21 protein-coding genes are annotated in these 16,714 nt (G+C 73.6%); 13 read left to right on the forward strand and 8 right to left on the reverse strand.

The annotated features are described in order from the left end of the window. The first annotated feature begins 99 nt into the window (after positions 1 to 99). The 4 genes from ACI78T_RS13975 (at position 100) to ACI78T_RS13990 (ending at position 3,723) form a co-directional block, all read left to right on the forward strand. Positions 100 to 849 (forward strand): DUF6884 domain-containing protein, encoded by a 750-nt coding sequence (locus ACI78T_RS13975; protein WP_456558713.1) that lies wholly within the window; start codon positions 100 to 102, stop codon positions 847 to 849. A gap of 122 nt (positions 850 to 971) precedes the next feature. Next, entirely contained in the window at positions 972 to 2,201 is a 1,230-nt protein-coding gene (locus ACI78T_RS13980) for a 3'-5' exonuclease (protein WP_456558714.1), read from the forward strand. A 77-nt stretch (positions 2,202 to 2,278) separates the two neighbouring features. After that, positions 2,279 to 2,890 (forward strand): DUF1707 domain-containing protein, encoded by a 612-nt coding sequence (locus tag ACI78T_RS13985; protein WP_456558715.1) that lies wholly within the window; start codon positions 2,279 to 2,281, stop codon positions 2,888 to 2,890. Between the two features lie 44 nt (positions 2,891 to 2,934). Then, positions 2,935 to 3,723, forward strand: a complete 789-nt coding sequence (locus tag ACI78T_RS13990) for an enoyl-CoA hydratase/isomerase family protein (RefSeq protein ID WP_456558716.1) — start codon at positions 2,935 to 2,937, stop codon at positions 3,721 to 3,723. 4 nt (positions 3,724 to 3,727) lie between these two features. Here ACI78T_RS13990 and ACI78T_RS13995 read toward each other — a convergent pair whose 3' ends face one another. Further along, positions 3,728 to 4,984 (reverse strand): hypothetical protein, encoded by a 1,257-nt coding sequence (locus tag ACI78T_RS13995; RefSeq protein ID WP_456558717.1) that lies wholly within the window; start codon positions 4,982 to 4,984, stop codon positions 3,728 to 3,730. A gap of 86 nt (positions 4,985 to 5,070) precedes the next feature. Here ACI78T_RS13995 and ACI78T_RS14000 point away from each other — a divergent pair, with 86 nt between their 5' ends. The 3 genes from ACI78T_RS14000 to ACI78T_RS14010 all read left to right on the forward strand — a co-directional run bounded on the left by ACI78T_RS14000 (position 5,071) and on the right by ACI78T_RS14010 (position 6,566). Next, a complete protein-coding gene (locus ACI78T_RS14000; RefSeq protein ID WP_456558718.1) occupies positions 5,071 to 5,652 on the forward strand; it encodes a DUF4234 domain-containing protein in 582 nt (193 codons plus the stop codon). 92 nt (positions 5,653 to 5,744) lie between these two features. After that, positions 5,745 to 6,212, forward strand: a complete 468-nt coding sequence (locus ACI78T_RS14005) for an NUDIX domain-containing protein (protein ID WP_456558719.1) — start codon at positions 5,745 to 5,747, stop codon at positions 6,210 to 6,212. Between the two features lie 150 nt (positions 6,213 to 6,362). After that, complete coding sequence (locus ACI78T_RS14010) at positions 6,363 to 6,566, forward strand: hypothetical protein (RefSeq protein ID WP_456558720.1); 204 nt, start codon at positions 6,363 to 6,365, stop codon at positions 6,564 to 6,566. Positions 6,567 to 6,614: 48 nt separating this feature from the next. Here the strand turns inward: ACI78T_RS14010 and ACI78T_RS14015 are convergent, their stop codons facing one another. After that, positions 6,615 to 8,813: an MMPL family transporter gene (locus ACI78T_RS14015; protein WP_456558721.1), complete on the reverse strand. Its 2,199-nt coding sequence runs from the start codon at positions 8,811 to 8,813 to the stop codon at positions 6,615 to 6,617. A gap of 103 nt (positions 8,814 to 8,916) precedes the next feature. On the opposite strand from ACI78T_RS14015, the gene ACI78T_RS14020 reads away from it, so the two are divergent. From ACI78T_RS14020 to ACI78T_RS14030, 3 genes are all read left to right on the forward strand, one after another. Further along, entirely contained in the window at positions 8,917 to 9,672 is a 756-nt protein-coding gene (locus tag ACI78T_RS14020; RefSeq protein ID WP_456558722.1) for a TetR/AcrR family transcriptional regulator, read from the forward strand. A gap of 196 nt (positions 9,673 to 9,868) precedes the next feature. Next, entirely contained in the window at positions 9,869 to 10,843 is a 975-nt protein-coding gene (locus ACI78T_RS14025; protein ID WP_456558723.1) for a ferritin-like domain-containing protein, read from the forward strand. Between the two features lie 160 nt (positions 10,844 to 11,003). Continuing rightward, a complete protein-coding gene (locus tag ACI78T_RS14030; RefSeq protein ID WP_456558724.1) occupies positions 11,004 to 11,414 on the forward strand; it encodes a hypothetical protein in 411 nt (136 codons plus the stop codon). A 1-nt stretch (position 11,415) separates the two neighbouring features. On the opposite strand, the gene ACI78T_RS14035 is transcribed toward ACI78T_RS14030, so the two are convergent. Next, entirely contained in the window at positions 11,416 to 11,697 is a 282-nt protein-coding gene (locus tag ACI78T_RS14035) for a DUF427 domain-containing protein (RefSeq protein ID WP_456558725.1), read from the reverse strand. 35 nt (positions 11,698 to 11,732) lie between these two features. After that, positions 11,733 to 12,116, reverse strand: a complete 384-nt coding sequence (locus ACI78T_RS14040; RefSeq protein WP_456558726.1) for a PaaI family thioesterase — start codon at positions 12,114 to 12,116, stop codon at positions 11,733 to 11,735. Between the two features lie 174 nt (positions 12,117 to 12,290). On the opposite strand from ACI78T_RS14040, the gene ACI78T_RS14045 reads away from it, so the two are divergent. The 3 genes from ACI78T_RS14045 (at position 12,291) to ACI78T_RS14055 (ending at position 14,639) form a co-directional block, all read left to right on the forward strand. Continuing rightward, the gene (locus ACI78T_RS14045; RefSeq protein ID WP_456558727.1) at positions 12,291 to 12,737 is read left to right on the forward strand and encodes a hypothetical protein; all 447 of its coding nucleotides are present in this window, start codon (positions 12,291 to 12,293) and stop codon (positions 12,735 to 12,737) included. A gap of 193 nt (positions 12,738 to 12,930) precedes the next feature. Beyond that, the gene (locus tag ACI78T_RS14050) at positions 12,931 to 13,356 is read left to right on the forward strand and encodes a YciI family protein (protein ID WP_456558728.1); all 426 of its coding nucleotides are present in this window, start codon (positions 12,931 to 12,933) and stop codon (positions 13,354 to 13,356) included. Continuing rightward, positions 13,353 to 14,639, forward strand: coding sequence for an RNA polymerase sigma factor (locus ACI78T_RS14055; protein ID WP_456558729.1), 1,287 nt, complete (start codon positions 13,353 to 13,355; stop codon positions 14,637 to 14,639). Before ACI78T_RS14050 ends, ACI78T_RS14055 begins: the two co-directional genes overlap by 4 nt. 2 nt (positions 14,640 to 14,641) lie before the next feature. Here ACI78T_RS14055 and ACI78T_RS14060 read toward each other — a convergent pair whose 3' ends face one another. The 4 genes from ACI78T_RS14060 to ACI78T_RS14075 form a co-directional block, all read right to left on the reverse strand. Further along, the gene (locus ACI78T_RS14060) at positions 14,642 to 14,998 is read right to left on the reverse strand and encodes a hypothetical protein (protein WP_456558730.1); all 357 of its coding nucleotides are present in this window, start codon (positions 14,996 to 14,998) and stop codon (positions 14,642 to 14,644) included. A 5-nt stretch (positions 14,999 to 15,003) separates the two neighbouring features. Beyond that, positions 15,004 to 15,513 (reverse strand): SRPBCC family protein, encoded by a 510-nt coding sequence (locus ACI78T_RS14065; protein WP_456558731.1) that lies wholly within the window; start codon positions 15,511 to 15,513, stop codon positions 15,004 to 15,006. A 9-nt stretch (positions 15,514 to 15,522) separates the two neighbouring features. Further along, on the reverse strand, positions 15,523 to 16,119 hold the full coding sequence (locus tag ACI78T_RS14070; protein WP_456558732.1) for a TetR/AcrR family transcriptional regulator: 597 nt from the start codon (positions 16,117 to 16,119) through the stop codon (positions 15,523 to 15,525). Between the two features lie 70 nt (positions 16,120 to 16,189). Continuing rightward, complete coding sequence (locus ACI78T_RS14075) at positions 16,190 to 16,618, reverse strand: MarR family winged helix-turn-helix transcriptional regulator (protein ID WP_456558733.1); 429 nt, start codon at positions 16,616 to 16,618, stop codon at positions 16,190 to 16,192. Positions 16,619 to 16,714: the final 96 nt, after the last annotated feature.

The raw sequence follows: 16,714 nt of genomic DNA on the forward strand, positions 1-16,714 counted from the left end.
TCTGCCGATCCGCGCGGTATCGGAACGGGTGTCCACCGATGGTGCGGTTCTGCGCCCGGACCGGGTCCACGGGCGACGGGACGGCGTTAGCGTCCCCGGATGAGCACCGCGGGGCTGCCCACGATCTGGGAGCTGATCGCCGAGGGCGCGGCCACGCTGCCCGAGCCGTTCAGCCGTGCCGCCCTCATCAACTGGGTCAGCGCCCGCCGGCCCGACGTGGGGGTCTCCTCGATCGCGACGCACATCCAGCTCGCCACCGGCAACGCCGGGCACCCGCCGTCGGGCCGGGCACCGCTGCTGCACCGCGTCGACCGCGGCCGCTACGTCCGCCACCGCGAGGTGCGCCCCGGCGAGTCGGCCGACGTCGGCGCGCGGCTGGTCCTGATCGGCTCCTCCGGCGCGACGGCGACCGAGCCGGTCCCGGTCGCCCGTCTCTTCGCCAGCCCCGGCTTCGCCCGCGCCCGCGACGCCGCCGTCCGCGCCCGGCTCCCGTGGTTCGTGCTCAGCGCCAAGCACGGCCTGCTCGACGCCGGTGACGTGGTCGGCCCGTTCGACGTCCAGATAGGCGACCAGTCCGCCGGCTACCGCAGCGCCTGGGGCGAGTGGGTCGTCGCGCAGCTGGCGGAGCGGGTGCGGCTGGACGGCGTGACCGTGGAGGTGCACGGCGGCGTCGACTTCGCCCAACCGCTCCGCCAGCCGTTGGCCCGTCGCGGCGCCGCGCTGGATATCCCGCTGCCGGGCGCCTGGCACGAGCCGGACGACCACGACGAACCGCACGCCGCCCCCCTGGTGCGGACGGCGCTCGGCAAGCTGCGGCACCTCGTCGCCCGGGGCGCCAGCGCGTCCTGATCCGGGACGCCCGCGACGGCTGTGACGGCTGCGGCGCGTCGCAGCCCCGCCGTCACCCGCCGGTGCCGCCCAGCCCCGATGCTGCCGATTGCCTCGTCGCGAGGTCATCAGGGGAGGGTGAGATGTTCGGGGTCCCGATCGAGGTCCTGGTCGGTGGATCTGCCGTCGCCGGGCTCGTGCTGCTGCTGGCGCTGTTCCTGGCCGTGCGGGCGTCCGGCCGCCGGGCGGCGCGCCGCCGCCAGGGCGCGGCGCCGGTGCGCGGTGCGAACCCCGCGATCCCCACGCCCCGCCGTCCCGTCGACGTCGCCGAGCCCGAGGGCCCCGTCCCCTTCGCCGAGCCGGGCATGCGCGGCCGGCTGTTCCAGTACGGCGGCGACGGTCCCGGCTTCCCCGTCGACGCGCCGTTCGCCATCGTCTCGATCGAGACCACCGGCCTGTCGCCGGCCAAGGGCGACCGGATCGTCGAGATCGCGGTCGTCCGCGTCGACGCCGACGGCCGGATCGAGGACGAGTACGTCACCCTGCTCGACCCCGGCCGGGACGTCGGCCCGCTCTTCGTGCACGGGATCTCCAACAGCGAGGTGCTCGACGCCCCGGTGTTCGGCGACATCGCCGGCGACCTGCTGGACCGGCTGGACGGCGCCGTCGTCGTCGCCCACAACGCGGCGTTCGTGGAGCGCTTCCTCGCCGCCGAGTTCGCCCGCATCGGGATCGCGCTGCCGCTGAACCCGGCGCTGTGCTCCCTGTGGCTGGCCCGGCGCACGCTGCGCGCCCCGAACCAGCGGCTGGACACCCTCGCCCGCGTGGTCGGCCTGCCCGTCGCCGATGCCCCCACCGCCCTCACCGACGCCCGGCTCGTGGCCGCCCTGCTGCCGAACCTGCTGGCCGCGCACGGCGAGCCGCCGCGCTTCCTGACCGGCCTCCGCCCGATGCCGGAACTGGCCACCGAGGCGGCGCCGAGGACGCGCTCCGGCGAGCCGCGGGCCGGCGGCGGCTGGATCGCCTCGATGGTCGCCGGCCTGCCGCGCGCGGTCGTCGACGCGCCGTACGCCGACGCGCAGCGCTACGTCGACGCCGTCGCCTCGGCGCTCACCGACGGCCGGATCCTCGGCGGGGAGGGGCAGCTGCTGGCGCGGCTGGCCGCCTCCGCCGGCATCGGCGCCGAGCAGGTGCTGACCCTGCACCGCCGGTTCCTCGGCCACCTGCGGGCCACCGCCCTGGAGAACCCCATCCTCACCACGGCGGAGCTGCGCCAGCTCAAGACGGCGGCGGGCGGCCTCGGACTGCCCGACTTCTTCGACGACCTGCGCCCGACCTCGCCGCAGGACCTCATGGCGGCGCGTCTGCGCTGACCCCGGGAGAACGTGCCGAAGGCGTTCCGCAAGGGCCGCCCCCGTGCGACGATGCGGTCCTCCAGCGAGGGGGCGGCATGACGGCGGCACACCACATCCGGGTCTCCGACGCCGAACGGCAGGCTGCCGCGCAGCGGATCGGCGCCGCCTGGGCCGAGGGCCGTCTCGACGACGCCGAGTACGACCGGCGGGTCGCGCAGGCCTTCGCCGCGGTGACCTACGGGGACCTCGACCGGCTGTTCACCGACCTCCCCGCACCGCAATCCGTGTACCGCCCGCCCGCACCGCCGCAGTGGCCGGTCGTGCAGTGGCCGGTCGTGCCGCGCCGCGGAGCGCTCGGCGAGGTCCGTGGCACCGGCCTGCAGATGCTGCTGTTCGTCGTCACCCTCGGCATCTGGGGCTACGTCTACTTCTTCCAGACGCACGAGGAGATGAAGCGGCACACCGGTGACGGCATCGGCGGCGTGCTCGCCCTCGTGCTGGCGCTCTTCTTCTGGCTCGCCTCGCCGTTCCTGCTCAGCCACGAGGTGGGCCGGCTGTACGAGCGGCGGGGGCAGCGGGCGCCGGTCACCGCGCTCACCGGCCTCTGGGTCTTCCCTGGCATCTTCCTGCTCGTCGGGCCGGTGATCTGGTTCGTGCTGACCAACCGGGCGCTCAACGGCTACTGGCGGAGCGCCGGGGCGCGCTGACCGCGGAACTTGCCGTCCCGCCGTCCACCGGTGAGGTTGCAGGGATGAGCGAGCCCTTCCGCCACGAGTCCGGACTGATCGTCGAGACCCGCGGTCACGTCCGCGTGCTGACCCTCGACCGGCCCGAGCGCCGCAACGCGCTCTCCTCCCCGCTGCAGGCCGACCTGGTCGAGGAGCTGCTGCGCTCCGGTGAGGACGACGAGGTGCGCGCGATCGTCCTCACCGGCAACGGGCCGGCCTTCTGCGCCGGCTTCGACCTCAAGGAGATCCGCGAGCGCGACCAGCGCGGCGAGCGCTTCCGCCCGCCGATGGACCGGCCCTGGCGCTCGTTGTTCGAGGTGGTCACCGAGACGCCGGTCCCGATCGTCGCCGCGCTGCAGGGCGCCGCGGTCGCCGGCGGCTTCGAGCTCGCGCTCGCCTGCGACCTGCGGGTGGCGGCGCCGGGCATCAAGCTCGGCCTGCCCGAGGCCGCGATCGGGATGGGCGCCAACTTCGGGTCCGTCGTCCTGCCCAAACGCATCCCCATGGGCATCGCCCTGGAGATGCTGCTGACCGGCGAGTACGTCACCAGCGAGGACGCGGAGCGGTGGGGCCTGGTCAACCGGCTCACCGACGACGTCCTGCCGATGGCGATGCAGCTGGCCGAGCGGATCGCCGCCAACGCCCCGATCAGCGTCCGCAGGATGAAGGAGACCGCCGTGAAGGGGCTCGAGCTCCCGCTGTGGCAGGCGCTGCGCCTGGACGTCGGCCCGAACCCGTACCTGAGCGAGGACCGCAAAGAAGGCATCGCCGCCTACCTGGAGAAGCGCGCGCCGCGGTGGTCGGGGCGCTGAGCGCTCACGGCTCGAGGAACCACAGCATCTGGGTGTCCTCGCGCGGGCTGTCGCACTCGCCGATGGCCAGCGCTCCGGTGGCCGCCGGGTAGAGGGCCCGGACGTCGAGCTTCCGGAAGCACCCGAAGCCGACGGGCCGCAGCGCCTCGCCGGTGGTGAGGTCGACCGGGCGGACACCGACCGGCGAGGGCAGCCCTGCCCACACCTGCGCCGGCTCCACGACCAGCGCGTAGCCGTACACGCGGTCGTCGAGCTGGGCGAGCAGGGGACCGGCGCCGCCGCCGTCGGGCACGGCGAGCAGCCACGACCCCTCGTCGACCGCTGCGAGCAGGAACACCGTGCCGTCCGCCGCGCCGGCGACCGACTGCGTCTCGGCGCCCTCGGACAGATCCGTCGCGCGCGCCGCCCGGCCCGCCGGCTGGAGGTCCGCGTCGTAGCGCGCCAGGGTGGGGATGCGGTCCTCCGGGACCTCCGTCGGCGAGGCGTCGAAGACCACGGTGACCCCGCCGGCGGGCCGGGGGAGGAGGCCGGCCAGCTGGTCGCCGACCGGGTGGGCCGAGACGGCGGCGACGTCCTCGTCCAGGTCCCGCTCGGCCAGCACGCGACCGGTGGCCACGTCCACAGCCAGCAGCGCCTCGCGGACGCCGCCGTCGGTGGTGACGCTCAGGAGCAGGAACAGCCGCGACTGCGTGCCCAGGGCGGAGCCGCCGGTCGAGGAGCGGACGTCGTCGCCGGCGGAGAGGACGACCGTAGTGCGCACGGCTCCCGTCACCGGGTCGACCACCCGCAGGCCGTAGCCCTCGCCCGGCAGCCGTCCGGTGACCACCACGGTGCCGTCGTCGAGGAGGTGCATGCCCCAGACGTCGTCGACGCGGGGGAGCGGCACGGTGCCCGCGACGGCGTCGCCGCGCAGGCTGACCAGCGTCTGCGGCAGGGTCCGGTCGACCGGGCTGAGCAGCGCGAACGCGCCGCCGTCGGGTGCGGCCACCGCCGCTACGACGCGCGCGAACGTGCCGGGCGTCGCCGAGGTCAGGTCGACGGCGGCGCGCACCCGCGCGAGCGGCCCGGCGCTGGGCGGCCCGTCGGCGGGCGGTCCGGTGTAGGGAGGCAGGTCCGTGGAGGGATCGGTGGGGCGCGCCGGCCCGAGGTCCGCGGCCGACGGCTCGGGGGAGCGGTCGGGGTCGCCCACCGGGCAGCCGGCCAGCGCCAGCAGCAGACCCCCGGCGAGCACCGCCGCGGCCGGCCGGCGCCACCGGGTCATCCCCGAGGTCTAGCACCTCGCGCGCGAAGGGGCTCCCGGAATCGGTGCGGCGGAGGACGATGGCTCGCTGCCGAGAGGAGCAGCTCATGACCACGCCGCAGGGTTCGCCGCCGCCTCCGCCGGATGCCGGCCAGCCGTCCGAGAGCGGTCCGTACGGGTACGCGCCTCCGCCGCCGCCCCCCGGGTACGGGGCACCGGGCTCCGCGGCACCCGGCTACCCGCCGCCGGGGTACGGCGGCTACCCGCAGCCGATGCCCTCGGTGCCCGGGTACGCGCAGTACGGCCAGCCCCAGGGTCCGGTCGGTCAGATCCGCCCGACCGGGATGATCATGCTGCTGTTCTTCGTGACCCTCGGGATCTGGGGCTTCGTCTACTACTTCCAGACCCAGGAGGAGATGAAGCGGCACAGCGGCGAGGGCCTCGGCGGCGTGCTGGCGCTGATCATCGCGATCGTCTTCGGCCTGGTGTCGCCGTTCTTCCTCAGCCACGAGGTCGGTCAGCTGTACGAGCGGCGCGGCCAGGAGAAGCCGGTGTCGGCGCTCACCGCACTCTGGTTCTTCCCCGGGATCTTCATCCTGGTGGGCCCGTTCGTCTGGTTCGTGCAGACCAACAACGCACTGAATGCCTACTGGCAGAGCCTCGGCCAGACCCGGACCACGCTCGTCTGAACCGACGGGGTGCGCCGATGCGCCGTTCCACCGCCCGGAACGACGCATCCGCGCACCCTGTCGGCCGCGTGGCGGTGCGGTAAGCAGGTGCCGTGCCGAGGACGAGCGCGGGGATCCTGCTGTACCGGGTGCGAGACGCAGGACCCGAGGTCCTGCTCGGGCACATGGGCGGGCCGTTCTGGGCGAGGAAGGACGACGGGGCCTGGTCGATCCCCAAGGGCGAGCACGACGCGGACGAGGAGCCCCTGGCCGTCGCGCGCCGCGAGTTCGAGGAGGAGCTCGGCTCGCCGGTGCCCGCCGACGTCCTGGTGCCGCTGGGATCGGCGAAGGTGACCAGCAGCAAGGTGCTCGCGGTCTGGGCCGCCGAGGGCGACCTCGACGCCACCGCGACCCGGAGCAACACCTTCTCGCTCGAGTGGCCGCCGCGATCGGGCCGGCTCCAGGAGTTCCCCGAGATCGACCGGGCCGCCTGGTTCGGCCTGGACGAGGCGCGGTCGAAGCTGCTGAAGGGGCAGGTGCCCTTCCTCGACCGGCTGCGGGACGACGTCCTCGGCGGGTGACGTATGGGCAGGCTGTGGCCGGGATCTCGAGGTAGGTGACGGTCGGATTACAGGTCGTCCCACGGGACGAGAAGTGTCCAGATCCGTCGTCCCGACCTGCCACTGTCCCCGTCGAACGCCCGCGGGGGACGTCGAGTTCGAGGAGGCACCATGACGTGCACGCACTGCAACGCCGTCGAGCAGCGCGGCCGGTACTGCGTCGGCTGCGGCAAGCTGCTGCCGCCGTCGCCGCTGCCCGTCCGCCGGGTGCGCCTGGCGCCGCGCCACCTCATGGACGACGACACTCAGCCGGTCCTCCGGTTCCGGGTGAACCCGCGCCTGTCGGTCGAGAACGAGGCGCCCGCGACCGTCTGACCCCGCCGCCTCCGGGGACTTCCGGTACAGGAAGTCCCCAGAGGTCGGTCAGTGCGTGCCGGCGAGCTCGGGCTCCCGGCGCTCCACCACCGGGTCGCCGTCGGACTCGCGGATCCCGTAGCGGGCGTAGAGCCGGCCCAGCGGTCCGGGCGCCCACCAGTTGGCCCGGCCGAGCAGCCGCATGGTGGCCGGCACGAGCAGGATCCGGACGACGGTCGCGTCGATGACGATCGCGATCAGCATCGCGACGCCGATCATCTTGATGAAGGTGATCCCCGACAGCGAGAAGGCGCCGATCACCACGAGCAGCAGCAGCGCCGCGCTGGTGATGATGCCGCCGGTCCGCTGGAGGCCCGTCGCCACCGCCGTCGTGTTGTCGCCGGTCAGGTCGTACTGCTCCCGGATCCGCGACATCAGGAACACCTCGTAGTCCATCGACAGCCCGAACACGATGGCCAGCACCAGGATCGGCTGGGTCGCCTCCACGAAGCCGGTGGGCGTGAAGTCGAGGAACCCGCTCAGGTTGCCGTCCTGGAAGATCCAGACCAGCGCGCCGAACGAGGCGCCCAGCGACAGCACGTTCATCACCACGGCCTTGACCGGCAGCACCACCGAGCCGAAGGCCAGGAACAGCAGCACGAACGTCGTCGCCACCACGAACAGCGCCATCCACGGCAGCAGCGACCCCAGGCTGTCGAGCAGGTCGGCGAGCACCGCGGTCTGCCCGCCGACCAGCGCCTCGCCGCCGTCGGGGGCCGGGACGGCGCGGATCTCGCCGACCAGGTCCCGGGCGTCGGTCGACAGCGGGTCGCCGGCGTAGGCGATGTCGACCCGGGCGGTGTTCCCCGCCGCGTCGGCCACCGTCGCGCCCTCGACGCCGGGCACCGCGGCCACGTCGTCGACGTAGGCCTGCAGCGCCGCGCCGCCGGCGGGGGAGTCGACGGCGTCGGGCAGGGTCACGATCGCGTCGATCGGTCCGCGCTCGCTGGTCGGGAAGTCCGACTTCAGCGTCTCGGACACCACCCGGCTCTCGGTGCCCGCGGGCAGGGCCCGCTCGTCGATGCCGCCGAACTGGACCCGGAGGAACGGCAGGGCGAGCGTCACCAGCACGGCCGTGACGACGACGGTGAACACGACCGGGCGCCGCATCACGACGTGCGCGATCCGCGCCCACGCACCGTGCTCGTCGTCGACGACCCGCTCCCGGCGGCCGAAGACCCGGCGCAGCCACGGCCGCACCGACAGCGCGTCGACCTTCGGGCCGAGCATCGCCAGCAGCGCCGGCAGCAGGGTGAGCGCGGCGACCATCGCGATGAGGACGGCGCTCATCCCGCCGAAGCCCATGGAGCGGAGGAACACCTGCGGGAAGATCAGCAGCCCGGCGAGCGAGATCGCCACGGTGACGCCGGAGACGGCGACGGTGCGGCCGGCGGTGGCCATCGTGCGCGCCAGGGCCGTCTGGGTGTCGGGCTGGCGGCGGATCTCCTCGCGGAACCGGCTGACCATGAACAGGCCGTAGTCGATCGCCAGACCCAGGCCGGTGATGGTGACGACGTTGACCGCGAAGATCGAGACGTCGGTGACCATCGAGAACCCGCGCAGCGCCGCGAACGAGCCGAGGATCGCGACCACGCCGATCGCCAGCGGCAGCCCGGCCGCCGCGAAGCTGCCGAAGATGATGACCAGCAGCACCGCGAGGATCGGCATCGAGATGGTCTCGGCCCGCGCGATGTCGGCGCTCACCCGCTCGTTGATGTCGCGGTTGATCGTCGTCCCGCCCCCGATCTGCGTCTCCAGACCGTCGGCGGTCAGGTCGTCCTCGATCAGCTCGAGGCCGTCGGTGCGCTGGTCCTCGTCGCCCGCGAGCGTCAGCAGGGCGTAGGTGGACGTGCGGTCGTCGCTCACCAGCTGCGGCGCGCCGGTTCCGAAGAAGGTCACGGTCTCCTCGACGACGGCGTCCGGCAGGGCGGCGAGGCTCTCCTCGACCGCGCTCGCGTAGGCCGGGTCGTCGACGGTCATCCCGTCGCTCGAGTAGAGGACGACGACGTCGCCGCCGCCACGGCCCAACTCGCGGTCGGCCACCTCGCCGGCGAGCGTGCTCTCGCTGTCGGGGTCCTCGAAGCCGCCGCCGGTCATCGCGCCGAACACGCCCGTGCCCCACACGCCTGCGAAGGCGACGAACGCGAGGGAGAGGGCGACCACCCAGCGACGACGGCGGTACATCACTCGCCCGAGGGCCTCGAACATGGCGTCTCCAGTGCTAGCGTCGGGTCCGGGGTGAACGGTGTTAGCGAACGGTGGTCACTCTGCTAACGGTGTTCACCGCTGTCAAGGGGAATCGCGAGGAACGATGAGCGAACTGCCGATGGAGCCGGTGAGCCGCCGCGACCGCCTGCGTGCCGACACCGTGCGCGAGATCAAGGAGAAGGCGCGGAAGGTGCTGGTCGAGCAGGGGGTCGACGGCCTGGCGCTGCGGGCCGTCGCGCGCGAGATGGGCATGACGGCACCCGCCCTGTACCGCTACTTCCACAGCCGCGAGGACCTCGTCGAGCACGTCGTCGCCGACCTCTACGACGAGCTCAGCGACCACCTGGAGCAGGTCCGCGACGCGGCCGAGCCGGCGACCCCCGGCGTCCAGCTGATGTCGGCGGCCCGGGCCTTCCGCGCGTGGGCGACGACCCACCACGCCGAGTTCGGCCTGCTGTTCGGCAGTGCGGGCCAGGGGGTCATCCCCGCCGCGGACCTGCACGGCCCCGGCGACCACCCGCCCCAGGTCGCCAGCCGGCGCTTCGGCGGCGTGTTCGCGGAGCTGATCTCGCGCGTCTACCTGGAGCAGGGCTTCCCGGTGCCCGACGAGGAGGACCTCGAGCCGGCGCTGCGGGTGCAGCTGACCGAGTGGTGCGCCAAGCTGCCCGTCGCGCTGCCGCTCGGCGTCGTGCACGTCTTCCTGTCCTGCTGGATCCGGCTCTACGGGATGGTCTGCATGGAGGTGTTCGGCCACCTGCGGTTCGCGCTGGAGGACGCCGCCCCGATGTTCGAGTCCGAGCTCCTGGCGCTGGGCCGGATCCTCGGCATCGCCGACGAGTACCGCCCGCCGGCCGCCTGACGTCCGCGAGGGCGGGGATATGGGGGCTCGCGCGGCCTGCTGGAGCCCCGTTCCCCCGCCCTGGCGAGCGCGGCGACGGCGAGCGAGTGACGAGGCTCACTGCTAGCAATCCGCTTGCAGGAGTTAGCACTGCGGGTGAAGGGGGCATGGAGGACGTGTCAGGTCATCCCCGAATCCTTGGAGTTGTTCCTTCGTCATGACCGACACCAACGCCACGCTCATCAACCAGTTGCGCGCCCTCGTCCTGCTCACGCAGACCGAGGAGCAGGTCGCACGCACCCGCATCTCGCAGGCCCGCACGGACGCGGTGCGCCGGGAGCTGACGCAGAACGCCGACAACGCCGCGGCCCGCTCGCTCGAGATCACCGAGCAGCTGCGCGCCCTCGGCGGCGTACCCGACGTCGTCACCCCGACCGTCGGCCGGCTGTCCGCCGTCATCAAGGCCACGTTCGAGCAGGCCGCCCCCGTCGAGGAGGCGCTGCTGACCGACCTGCAGCTCGAGCACCAGTTGCTCGACCGCGCGACCTACGTGAAGGTGCTCGCCGACCAGGCCGGCAAGGCCGACGTCCGCCGGCTCGCCGAGAAGCTGATCGACGCCCACAAGGCCACCGTCGAGTGGCTGACCGTCGTCCTGGCCGAGGAGGCCCTGGGTGGCCCGGCCGCCCTGGTGCCGACCCCGGTGCAGAAGGTCGCCGGTGGTGTGGCGCGGGCCGTCAACGCCCCCGTCCGCTTCTGGGCCAACACGGTCAACAACGCCGTCGACTCGGTGAAGAGCGCCGGCGAGGAGACCTCCGACCGCTTCGCCGCGGTGACCGACCGGGCGCACGCGCTGACCGAGGCCGTCCGCGAGACCCTGACCGCCGGCCGGAGCGCCACCCTGCGCCGCGCCGAGCAGGTCGCCAACCGCGAGGGCAACAAGGACGCCGCCAAGGCCGCCCGGTCCGCCCGCGAGGAGCTCGGTGACGTCTCGTCCGACGAGCTGCCGATCAAGAACTACGACAACCTGTCGGTCGGCGACGCCGTCAAGGCCATCAAGGGCCTGAAGACGCCGCACGACATCAACGTGGTGATCCGCTACGAGGAGACCCACAAGAACCGCTCCAACGTGGCCAGCGCCGCGCAGACCCAGCTGGCCGCCCTGGCCAAGGAGGCCGTGGGCGTCACCAGCTGACCCCGCTGACGCCGAAGGCCCGCCCCTCCCTCTGAGGGTGCGGGCCTTCCGCGTGTCCGGCCGCCCGCGCTCCGTAGCGCCCCGCCAGCAGCGGCGAGGTATCCGGTGTCACGCCCCGGAGGAGTTTGGCCCGCCCGCGCCGACGGGGAAGTCTCGGGGCATGAGCATCACCCCCGAGGCCCTCGAGGCGGAGTTCTCGCTCCCGACGGCCGCCACCCGCCTGGACTTCCTGAGCCGTCGCGACAGCGGCGACACCTCCCTGAACACCGTGCAGGATCAGGCGCAGGACGACTGGGCGACCTCCCTCAAGGACATCGACACCTCGCTCGACACCTACGAGGCCCTCGAACTGCTCGCCCTCGGCGAGGTGGTGTCGCGCAAGGCGCACGACAGCCAGCTCATCGGCATCCGCGCGGCCCTGCGGGGAGGCGCCGACTGGGCCGAGATCGGCACGGCGCTGGGCACCACGCCCGACGCGGCCTACGACGCCTTCCAGGAGGCGATCGCCGAGCAGCTCGACGCCGACGCCGCCGAGGCGGCGCGCGAGCTCGCCGGCGCCCGCCCGCGCTGACTCAGCGGACCTCGACACCCCGCCAGAAGGCGACCCGGCCGGTGATCTCCGCCGCCGCGTCCTTCGGGGTCGGGTAGAACCAGGCGGCATCGCGGTTGACCTGCCCGTCGACCTCGACGTGGAAGTAGGACGCGGTGCCCTTCCACGGGCAGACGGTGTGGGTGTCCGACGGGCGCAGCACGTCGTCCCGCACGGCGTCGCGCGGGAAGTAGGCGTTGCCCTCGACGGTCACGATGTCGTCGGACTCGGCGAGGACGGTCCCGTTCCAGGTCGCTGTCGTCATGGGTCCGATGGTGCCCGCTCGCGCCGACCGACACGTCACGGGTGCAGGAGGGCGAACGTCGCGACGGCGTGGACGAGGCTCTTCCCGTCCTGCTCGACGTCGGCCTCGGTGACGGTCAGGTGCTCGCCGCGGGTGCGGACCCGAGCCGTGACGGTGAGGTCGCCGGGCTTCCCGGGCCGCAGGTAGGTGACGGTCAGCTGGCTGGTGGCCGGGACGTCGCCCTCGCCGACGGCGGAGCGCACCGCGGCCCCCATCGCCGTGTCGACCAGCGTGGCCAGCACGCCGCCGTGCAGGGTGCCGGCCTGGTTGAGGTGCTCGTCGCGCGCGGTGAACGCGACCCGGGCGGACCCGTCCTCGGCGACCTCCGCCCGCGCGCCCAGCCGCTCCGCGAATCCGCCCGTCGCCCCGTCGTCGCTCATGACGGCGTCCCTACCCGCCCGCTCACCGCCCACTCGGGCGCGGCGCCCGGGGCCGGTGGGACGACGGGAACAGTTCGTTACCGGTTCGTCGCCGGCGTACCCCCTGGTGGACGGACCGGTCGGTGATGATCGTCCGCGATCCGCACCCCACCCAGCGAACTCCCAGGAGCACCCGTGACCTACCCGTCCGACCCCGCCGCTCCGGCCCCGCAGCCCGGGCCCCCCGGCGGTGCCTGGGCGCCGCCGCAGGGTGCCGCTCCGACCGGTGCGTACACCGAGCCGCAGCAGAGCGGTGGCAAGAAGTGGCTGAAGATCGGCGGGCCGATCGTCGCCGCCGGCATCGTCGGCGTCGGGGCCCTGGGCCTGTTCGGTGCCGGTGACCCCGAGGTGGGCGACTGCGTCCGCATGGTCAGCGACACCGAGTTCGAGAGCGCCGACTGCAAGTCCGACGAGGCGGAGTTCAAGGTCGTCGGCATCGACGAGCAGGAGATGACCTACGACGAGTTCGAGGCCGCGTCCGTGGAGGACATCTGCGTCGACTTCCCGGCCACCGAGGCTGCCCTGTGGATCGGCGACCTGGTCACCGACCCGGGCACGATCTACTGCGCCGCGGGCGTCTGACCGCGCTCTCCGCCGCTCACGAGCGCCCCGCCGGACCCGTCCGGCGGGGCGTTCGCCGTCTCCGGGTGGGCGTGGTGAAAAAATCCTCGCGGGACGTGTCGATTCCGGCGAGCGCCGTTCGACGTGTCAGCAGAACGGGGTTCGAGCCGGTCGGCAGGACCGGCCTCCGTTCGACCGACAGGGAGATACCGCGATGCGTTTCATGGTGATCGTCAAGGCGACCGAGGACAGCGAGCGGGGCGCGCTGCCCAGCACCGAGCTGCTCGAGGCGATGGGCGCCTACAACGAGGAGCTGGTCAAGGCCGGCATCATGCTCGACGGCGACGGCCTGCGCCCCAGCAAGCACGGCGCCCGGGTGCAGTTCGACAAGGACGGCAACGCGACCGTCATCGACGGGCCGTTCACCGAGACCAAGGAGCTGGTCTCCGGCTACTGGGTCTTCGAGGTCTCCTCCCGCGAGGAGGCGATCGAGTGGGCGAAGAAGGCGCCGTTCCGCGGCGGTGAGCTGGAGATCCGCCAGTTCTCGGTGGCCGAGGACTTCGGTGAGGCCTTCACCCCCGAGCTGCAGGAGAAGGAGAACCAGCTCCGCGAGGCGACCGCCGCCCAGCGCGACGCGTGAGCACGCCTCCGGCCCAGGCGGCGTCGACGGACCTGCACAAGGTCGTCGACGCCGTCTGGCGCATGGAGTCCGCGAAGATAGTCGGTGCCCTGACCCGCGTCACCGGTGACGTCGGGCTGGCGGAGGAGCTGGCCCAGGACGCCCTGGTGGCCGCGCTGGAGCAGTGGCCGGAGAGCGGCGTCCCCGCCAAGCCCGGGGCGTGGCTCATGGCCACGGCCAAGCACCGGGCCATCGACACGTTCCGCCGGGCGGACACGCTGCGGCGCAAGACCGAGCAGCTCGGCCGCGAGCTGGACGAGGCCGAGGAGCCCGACTGGGCGGCGGCGCTCGACGAGACGGTCGAGGACGACGTCCTGCGGCTGATCTTCATCGCCTGCCACCCGGTGCTCTCCCGCGAGGCGCGGGTGGCGCTGACGCTGCGGCTGGTCGGCGGTCTGACCACCGACGAGATCGCCCGGGCGTTCCTCGTCCCGGAGAAGACGCTGGCGCAGCGGATCGTGCGGGCCAAGCGCACGCTCAGCGCCGCGCACGTCCCGTTCGAGACGCCGTCGGGACCCGAGTTCACCGCCCGGATCGAGTCGGTGCTCGAGGTGCTCTACCTGGTCTTCAACGAGGGCTACTCGGCGACGGCGGGCGAGGACTGGATCCGGCCGTCGCTGTGCCAGGAGGCGATGCGGCTGGGCCGCATCCTGGCGGGCCTGGTGCCCGGTGAGCCCGAGGTCCACGGCCTGGTCGCCCTCATGGAGATCCAGGCCTCGCGGCTGGCGGCGCGGGTCGGGCCCGGGGGAGAGGCCGTCACGCTCACCGACCAGGACCGCAGCCGCTGGGACCGGGTGCTGATCAAGCACGGGCTGGCCGCCCTGGAGCGCGCGGAGGAGTCCGGCACCGCGCTCGGCCCGTACGCGCTGCAGGCCGCCATCGCCGCCTGCCACGCGCGGGCGGCGACGGTCGAGGACACCGACTGGGCGCGGATCGCCGCGCTGTACGAGGCGCTGGCCGAGCTGACGAAGTCCCCGGTGGTCCAGCTCAACCGCGCGGTCGCGGTGTCGCGGGCGTACGGCGCGGCCGCCGGGCTGGAGATGGCCGACGCGCTCGCCGACGAGCCGGCGCTGCGCGGGTACCACCTGCTCCCGACGGTGCGCGGGGACCTGCTCGAGCAGCTGGGCCGGCTGGACGAGGCGCGCCAGGAGTTCGAGACCGCCGCGTCGCTCACCCGCAACGAGCGGGAGCGGACCCTGCTGCTGGACCGCGCGGCCGCCTGCGCCCGGCGGCTCGCTCCCTGACCTCAGCTCCGCACGAGCCGGCGCGCGTGGGACTGCTCACCGGCGTCGACGGGGGAGGGGAAGGAATCGACCAGGTCCCAGCACGTCCGCCCGTCGGGCGTGTCCCCCCAGCCACGGGCGAGCGCGTCCTCGAGCAGCCGGCGGACCCGCTGCTCGTCGGCGGGCTCGGCGGCGAAGAGGATGCGCAGGGCGAGCTCGCCGCCGACCCGGTGGGCGCGCGTGTGGTGCGGCGCCAGCGGGCAGGGCGGCTCGTGGGAGACGCTGCCGCACAGCGCCACGGTGATCGCCGCCCCCGGGGCGCGCTCGTCACCGCCGTCCTCCAGGACGACGACGGCGTCGTGGGCGAATGCCTCGCGCATGCCGGTCAGCGTGCCCTCGGAGGCGGGTCGGTGGAAGCGGTGCGCTCCTCCGCGGCCGCGCGCAGGCGCTCGAGCGTCGTCCGCATGCCGGCGTGCAGGGCCTCGCGGCGGTCGCCTCCCCGGAAGACCTTCTCGATCACCAGCCAGCCCAGCCGGATCACCGGCCGCTGCACCTCGTAGCTCTCCACCACGCGCGTGCCGCCATCGGCGGGCTCGAAGCGGTAACGCCACGCGATCGTGCCGGCCAGCGGCGCGGTGCGCGTGAACGCGAACTCGCGCCCGGGCTCGGCCACCGTGACGACCGGGCGGTTCCGCCAGGTCCGCCCGCCGGCCGCCCGGTTGACCGCCTCGAACCGCGCGCCGATCGCGGGACCGGTGGCGCCGTCGAGCCAGTGGCAGGCGAGGACTTCGGGGCTGAACTCGGGCGTGCGCGTCACGTCGGACACGAGGGCGTAGACCTCGATGGCGGGAGCGGCGACGACGGTGCTCACCTCGTCGCGGTCGAGCGTCTGCACGGCGACTCCTCAGCTGGCGTAGGCGGAGAGGAACTGGTCGATCGCGGTGTCGGTGAGCCGGCTGAAGACGCCGTCGGCGAAGGGGACGCCGGGCTGGTTGGCCAGCTGCTGCGAGATCAGGCCGCTGAGGACGACGGTGTAGAGGCGGACGGCGTCGTCGGAGTCGGCCTCGGTCCGGAGCTGGCCGAGCCGGACCGCCTCGGCGAACTCGGCGCGCAGGTCGGTCATGTCCGTGACGGACCGCTCGAAGACGGTGGGGGAGGGCTCGTACCCGGGGACAGCTCGCCAGTGCAGCAGCTGCGCGAGCGCGGGGTTCTCGACCGCCCAGCGCACCACGGCACGGGCCCCCGCCCGGACGGTGGGGACTCCCGGGCCACACCCGTCGACCGCGGCACGCACGGCCGCCTGCTCCGCAGCCAGACCGCGCGCGAACAGCGCGTCGTAGACCGCGTGCCGGGACGGGAAGTACTTGTACAACGACGGCCCACGGATGCCCATCCGGCGGGCGACCTCCGAGACGCTCAGCGCGCCGACGCCCTCCTCGGCGATGAGCGCGAGCGCGTGGTCGAGTGCCTCGTCCATGACCGCGGCGCGGCGCCGCGCCACCCGCGATCCGACGCTAGCGGTCGTAGCCGCGGCTAGAGGGTCTAGCCGATGGGCATCGGCGTCAAGAGGGTCAGTCCGGCCGGCTGTTCTCCAGGAGCTGGTCGAGCAGTCGGCGGAGCTCGACGAGGTCGCCGTCGCCGAGCCCGGCGCGCAACCTCCCGTCGAAGGACGCCGCGGCCCGGCGCAGGCGCAGGAACAGGGCCCGGCCGGTTTCCGTCACTGTGACGTGCTGGACCCGGCGGTTGCCGTCCTCGCGGTCCCGGGTGACCAGGCCGGCCCGTTCCATGGCGTCGAGGTGGTGGGTGAGCGTCGGCTGCCGGACGCCGATCGCCGCCGCGAGCTCCGCCTGGGTCCGGTGGTCGCCGGCGTCGAGGGCGCGCAGCACCTGCCAGGTGGGGGAGGAGCCGCCCGCGGCCGCCAGCACGTCGTCGAACGACCGGCTCAACTCCTTGGCGACGCGGCCGATCAGGAGGCTGAGGGAATCCTCGTCGAGCGTCACGGGGCCAGCTTAGGCATCTAAGAGTTAGACGTCTCATCGATGTGGGCGGGGGCTCTGTCAACCTTCCGCGGCGCCCGCGGCGTGGAAGAGGCAGAC

The sequence above is a fragment of the Blastococcus sp. SYSU D00922 genome, assembly GCF_054050495.1.

Coding starts and splice junctions, on each gene's coding strand:
- ACI78T_RS14050 (WP_456558728.1), top strand. CDS start 12,931: ATGCGTTTCATGGTGATCGTCAAGGCGACCGAGGACAGCGAGCGGGGC.
- ACI78T_RS14040 (WP_456558726.1), bottom strand. CDS start 12,116: ATGAGCGACGACGGGGCGACGGGCGGATTCGCGGAGCGGCTGGGCGCG.
- ACI78T_RS14000 (WP_456558718.1), top strand. CDS start 5,071: ATGACCACGCCGCAGGGTTCGCCGCCGCCTCCGCCGGATGCCGGCCAG.
- ACI78T_RS14010 (WP_456558720.1), top strand. CDS start 6,363: ATGACGTGCACGCACTGCAACGCCGTCGAGCAGCGCGGCCGGTACTGC.
- ACI78T_RS14015 (WP_456558721.1), bottom strand. CDS start 8,813: ATGTTCGAGGCCCTCGGGCGAGTGATGTACCGCCGTCGTCGCTGGGTG.
- ACI78T_RS13980 (WP_456558714.1), top strand. CDS start 972: ATGTTCGGGGTCCCGATCGAGGTCCTGGTCGGTGGATCTGCCGTCGCC.
- ACI78T_RS14060 (WP_456558730.1), bottom strand. CDS start 14,998: ATGCGCGAGGCATTCGCCCACGACGCCGTCGTCGTCCTGGAGGACGGC.
- ACI78T_RS13990 (WP_456558716.1), top strand. CDS start 2,935: ATGAGCGAGCCCTTCCGCCACGAGTCCGGACTGATCGTCGAGACCCGC.
- ACI78T_RS14025 (WP_456558723.1), top strand. CDS start 9,869: ATGACCGACACCAACGCCACGCTCATCAACCAGTTGCGCGCCCTCGTC.
- ACI78T_RS13985 (WP_456558715.1), top strand. CDS start 2,279: ATGACGGCGGCACACCACATCCGGGTCTCCGACGCCGAACGGCAGGCT.
- ACI78T_RS14030 (WP_456558724.1), top strand. CDS start 11,004: ATGAGCATCACCCCCGAGGCCCTCGAGGCGGAGTTCTCGCTCCCGACG.
- ACI78T_RS14035 (WP_456558725.1), bottom strand. CDS start 11,697: ATGACGACAGCGACCTGGAACGGGACCGTCCTCGCCGAGTCCGACGAC.
- ACI78T_RS13975 (WP_456558713.1), top strand. CDS start 100: ATGAGCACCGCGGGGCTGCCCACGATCTGGGAGCTGATCGCCGAGGGC.
- ACI78T_RS14020 (WP_456558722.1), top strand. CDS start 8,917: ATGAGCGAACTGCCGATGGAGCCGGTGAGCCGCCGCGACCGCCTGCGT.
- ACI78T_RS13995 (WP_456558717.1), bottom strand. CDS start 4,984: ATGACCCGGTGGCGCCGGCCGGCCGCGGCGGTGCTCGCCGGGGGTCTG.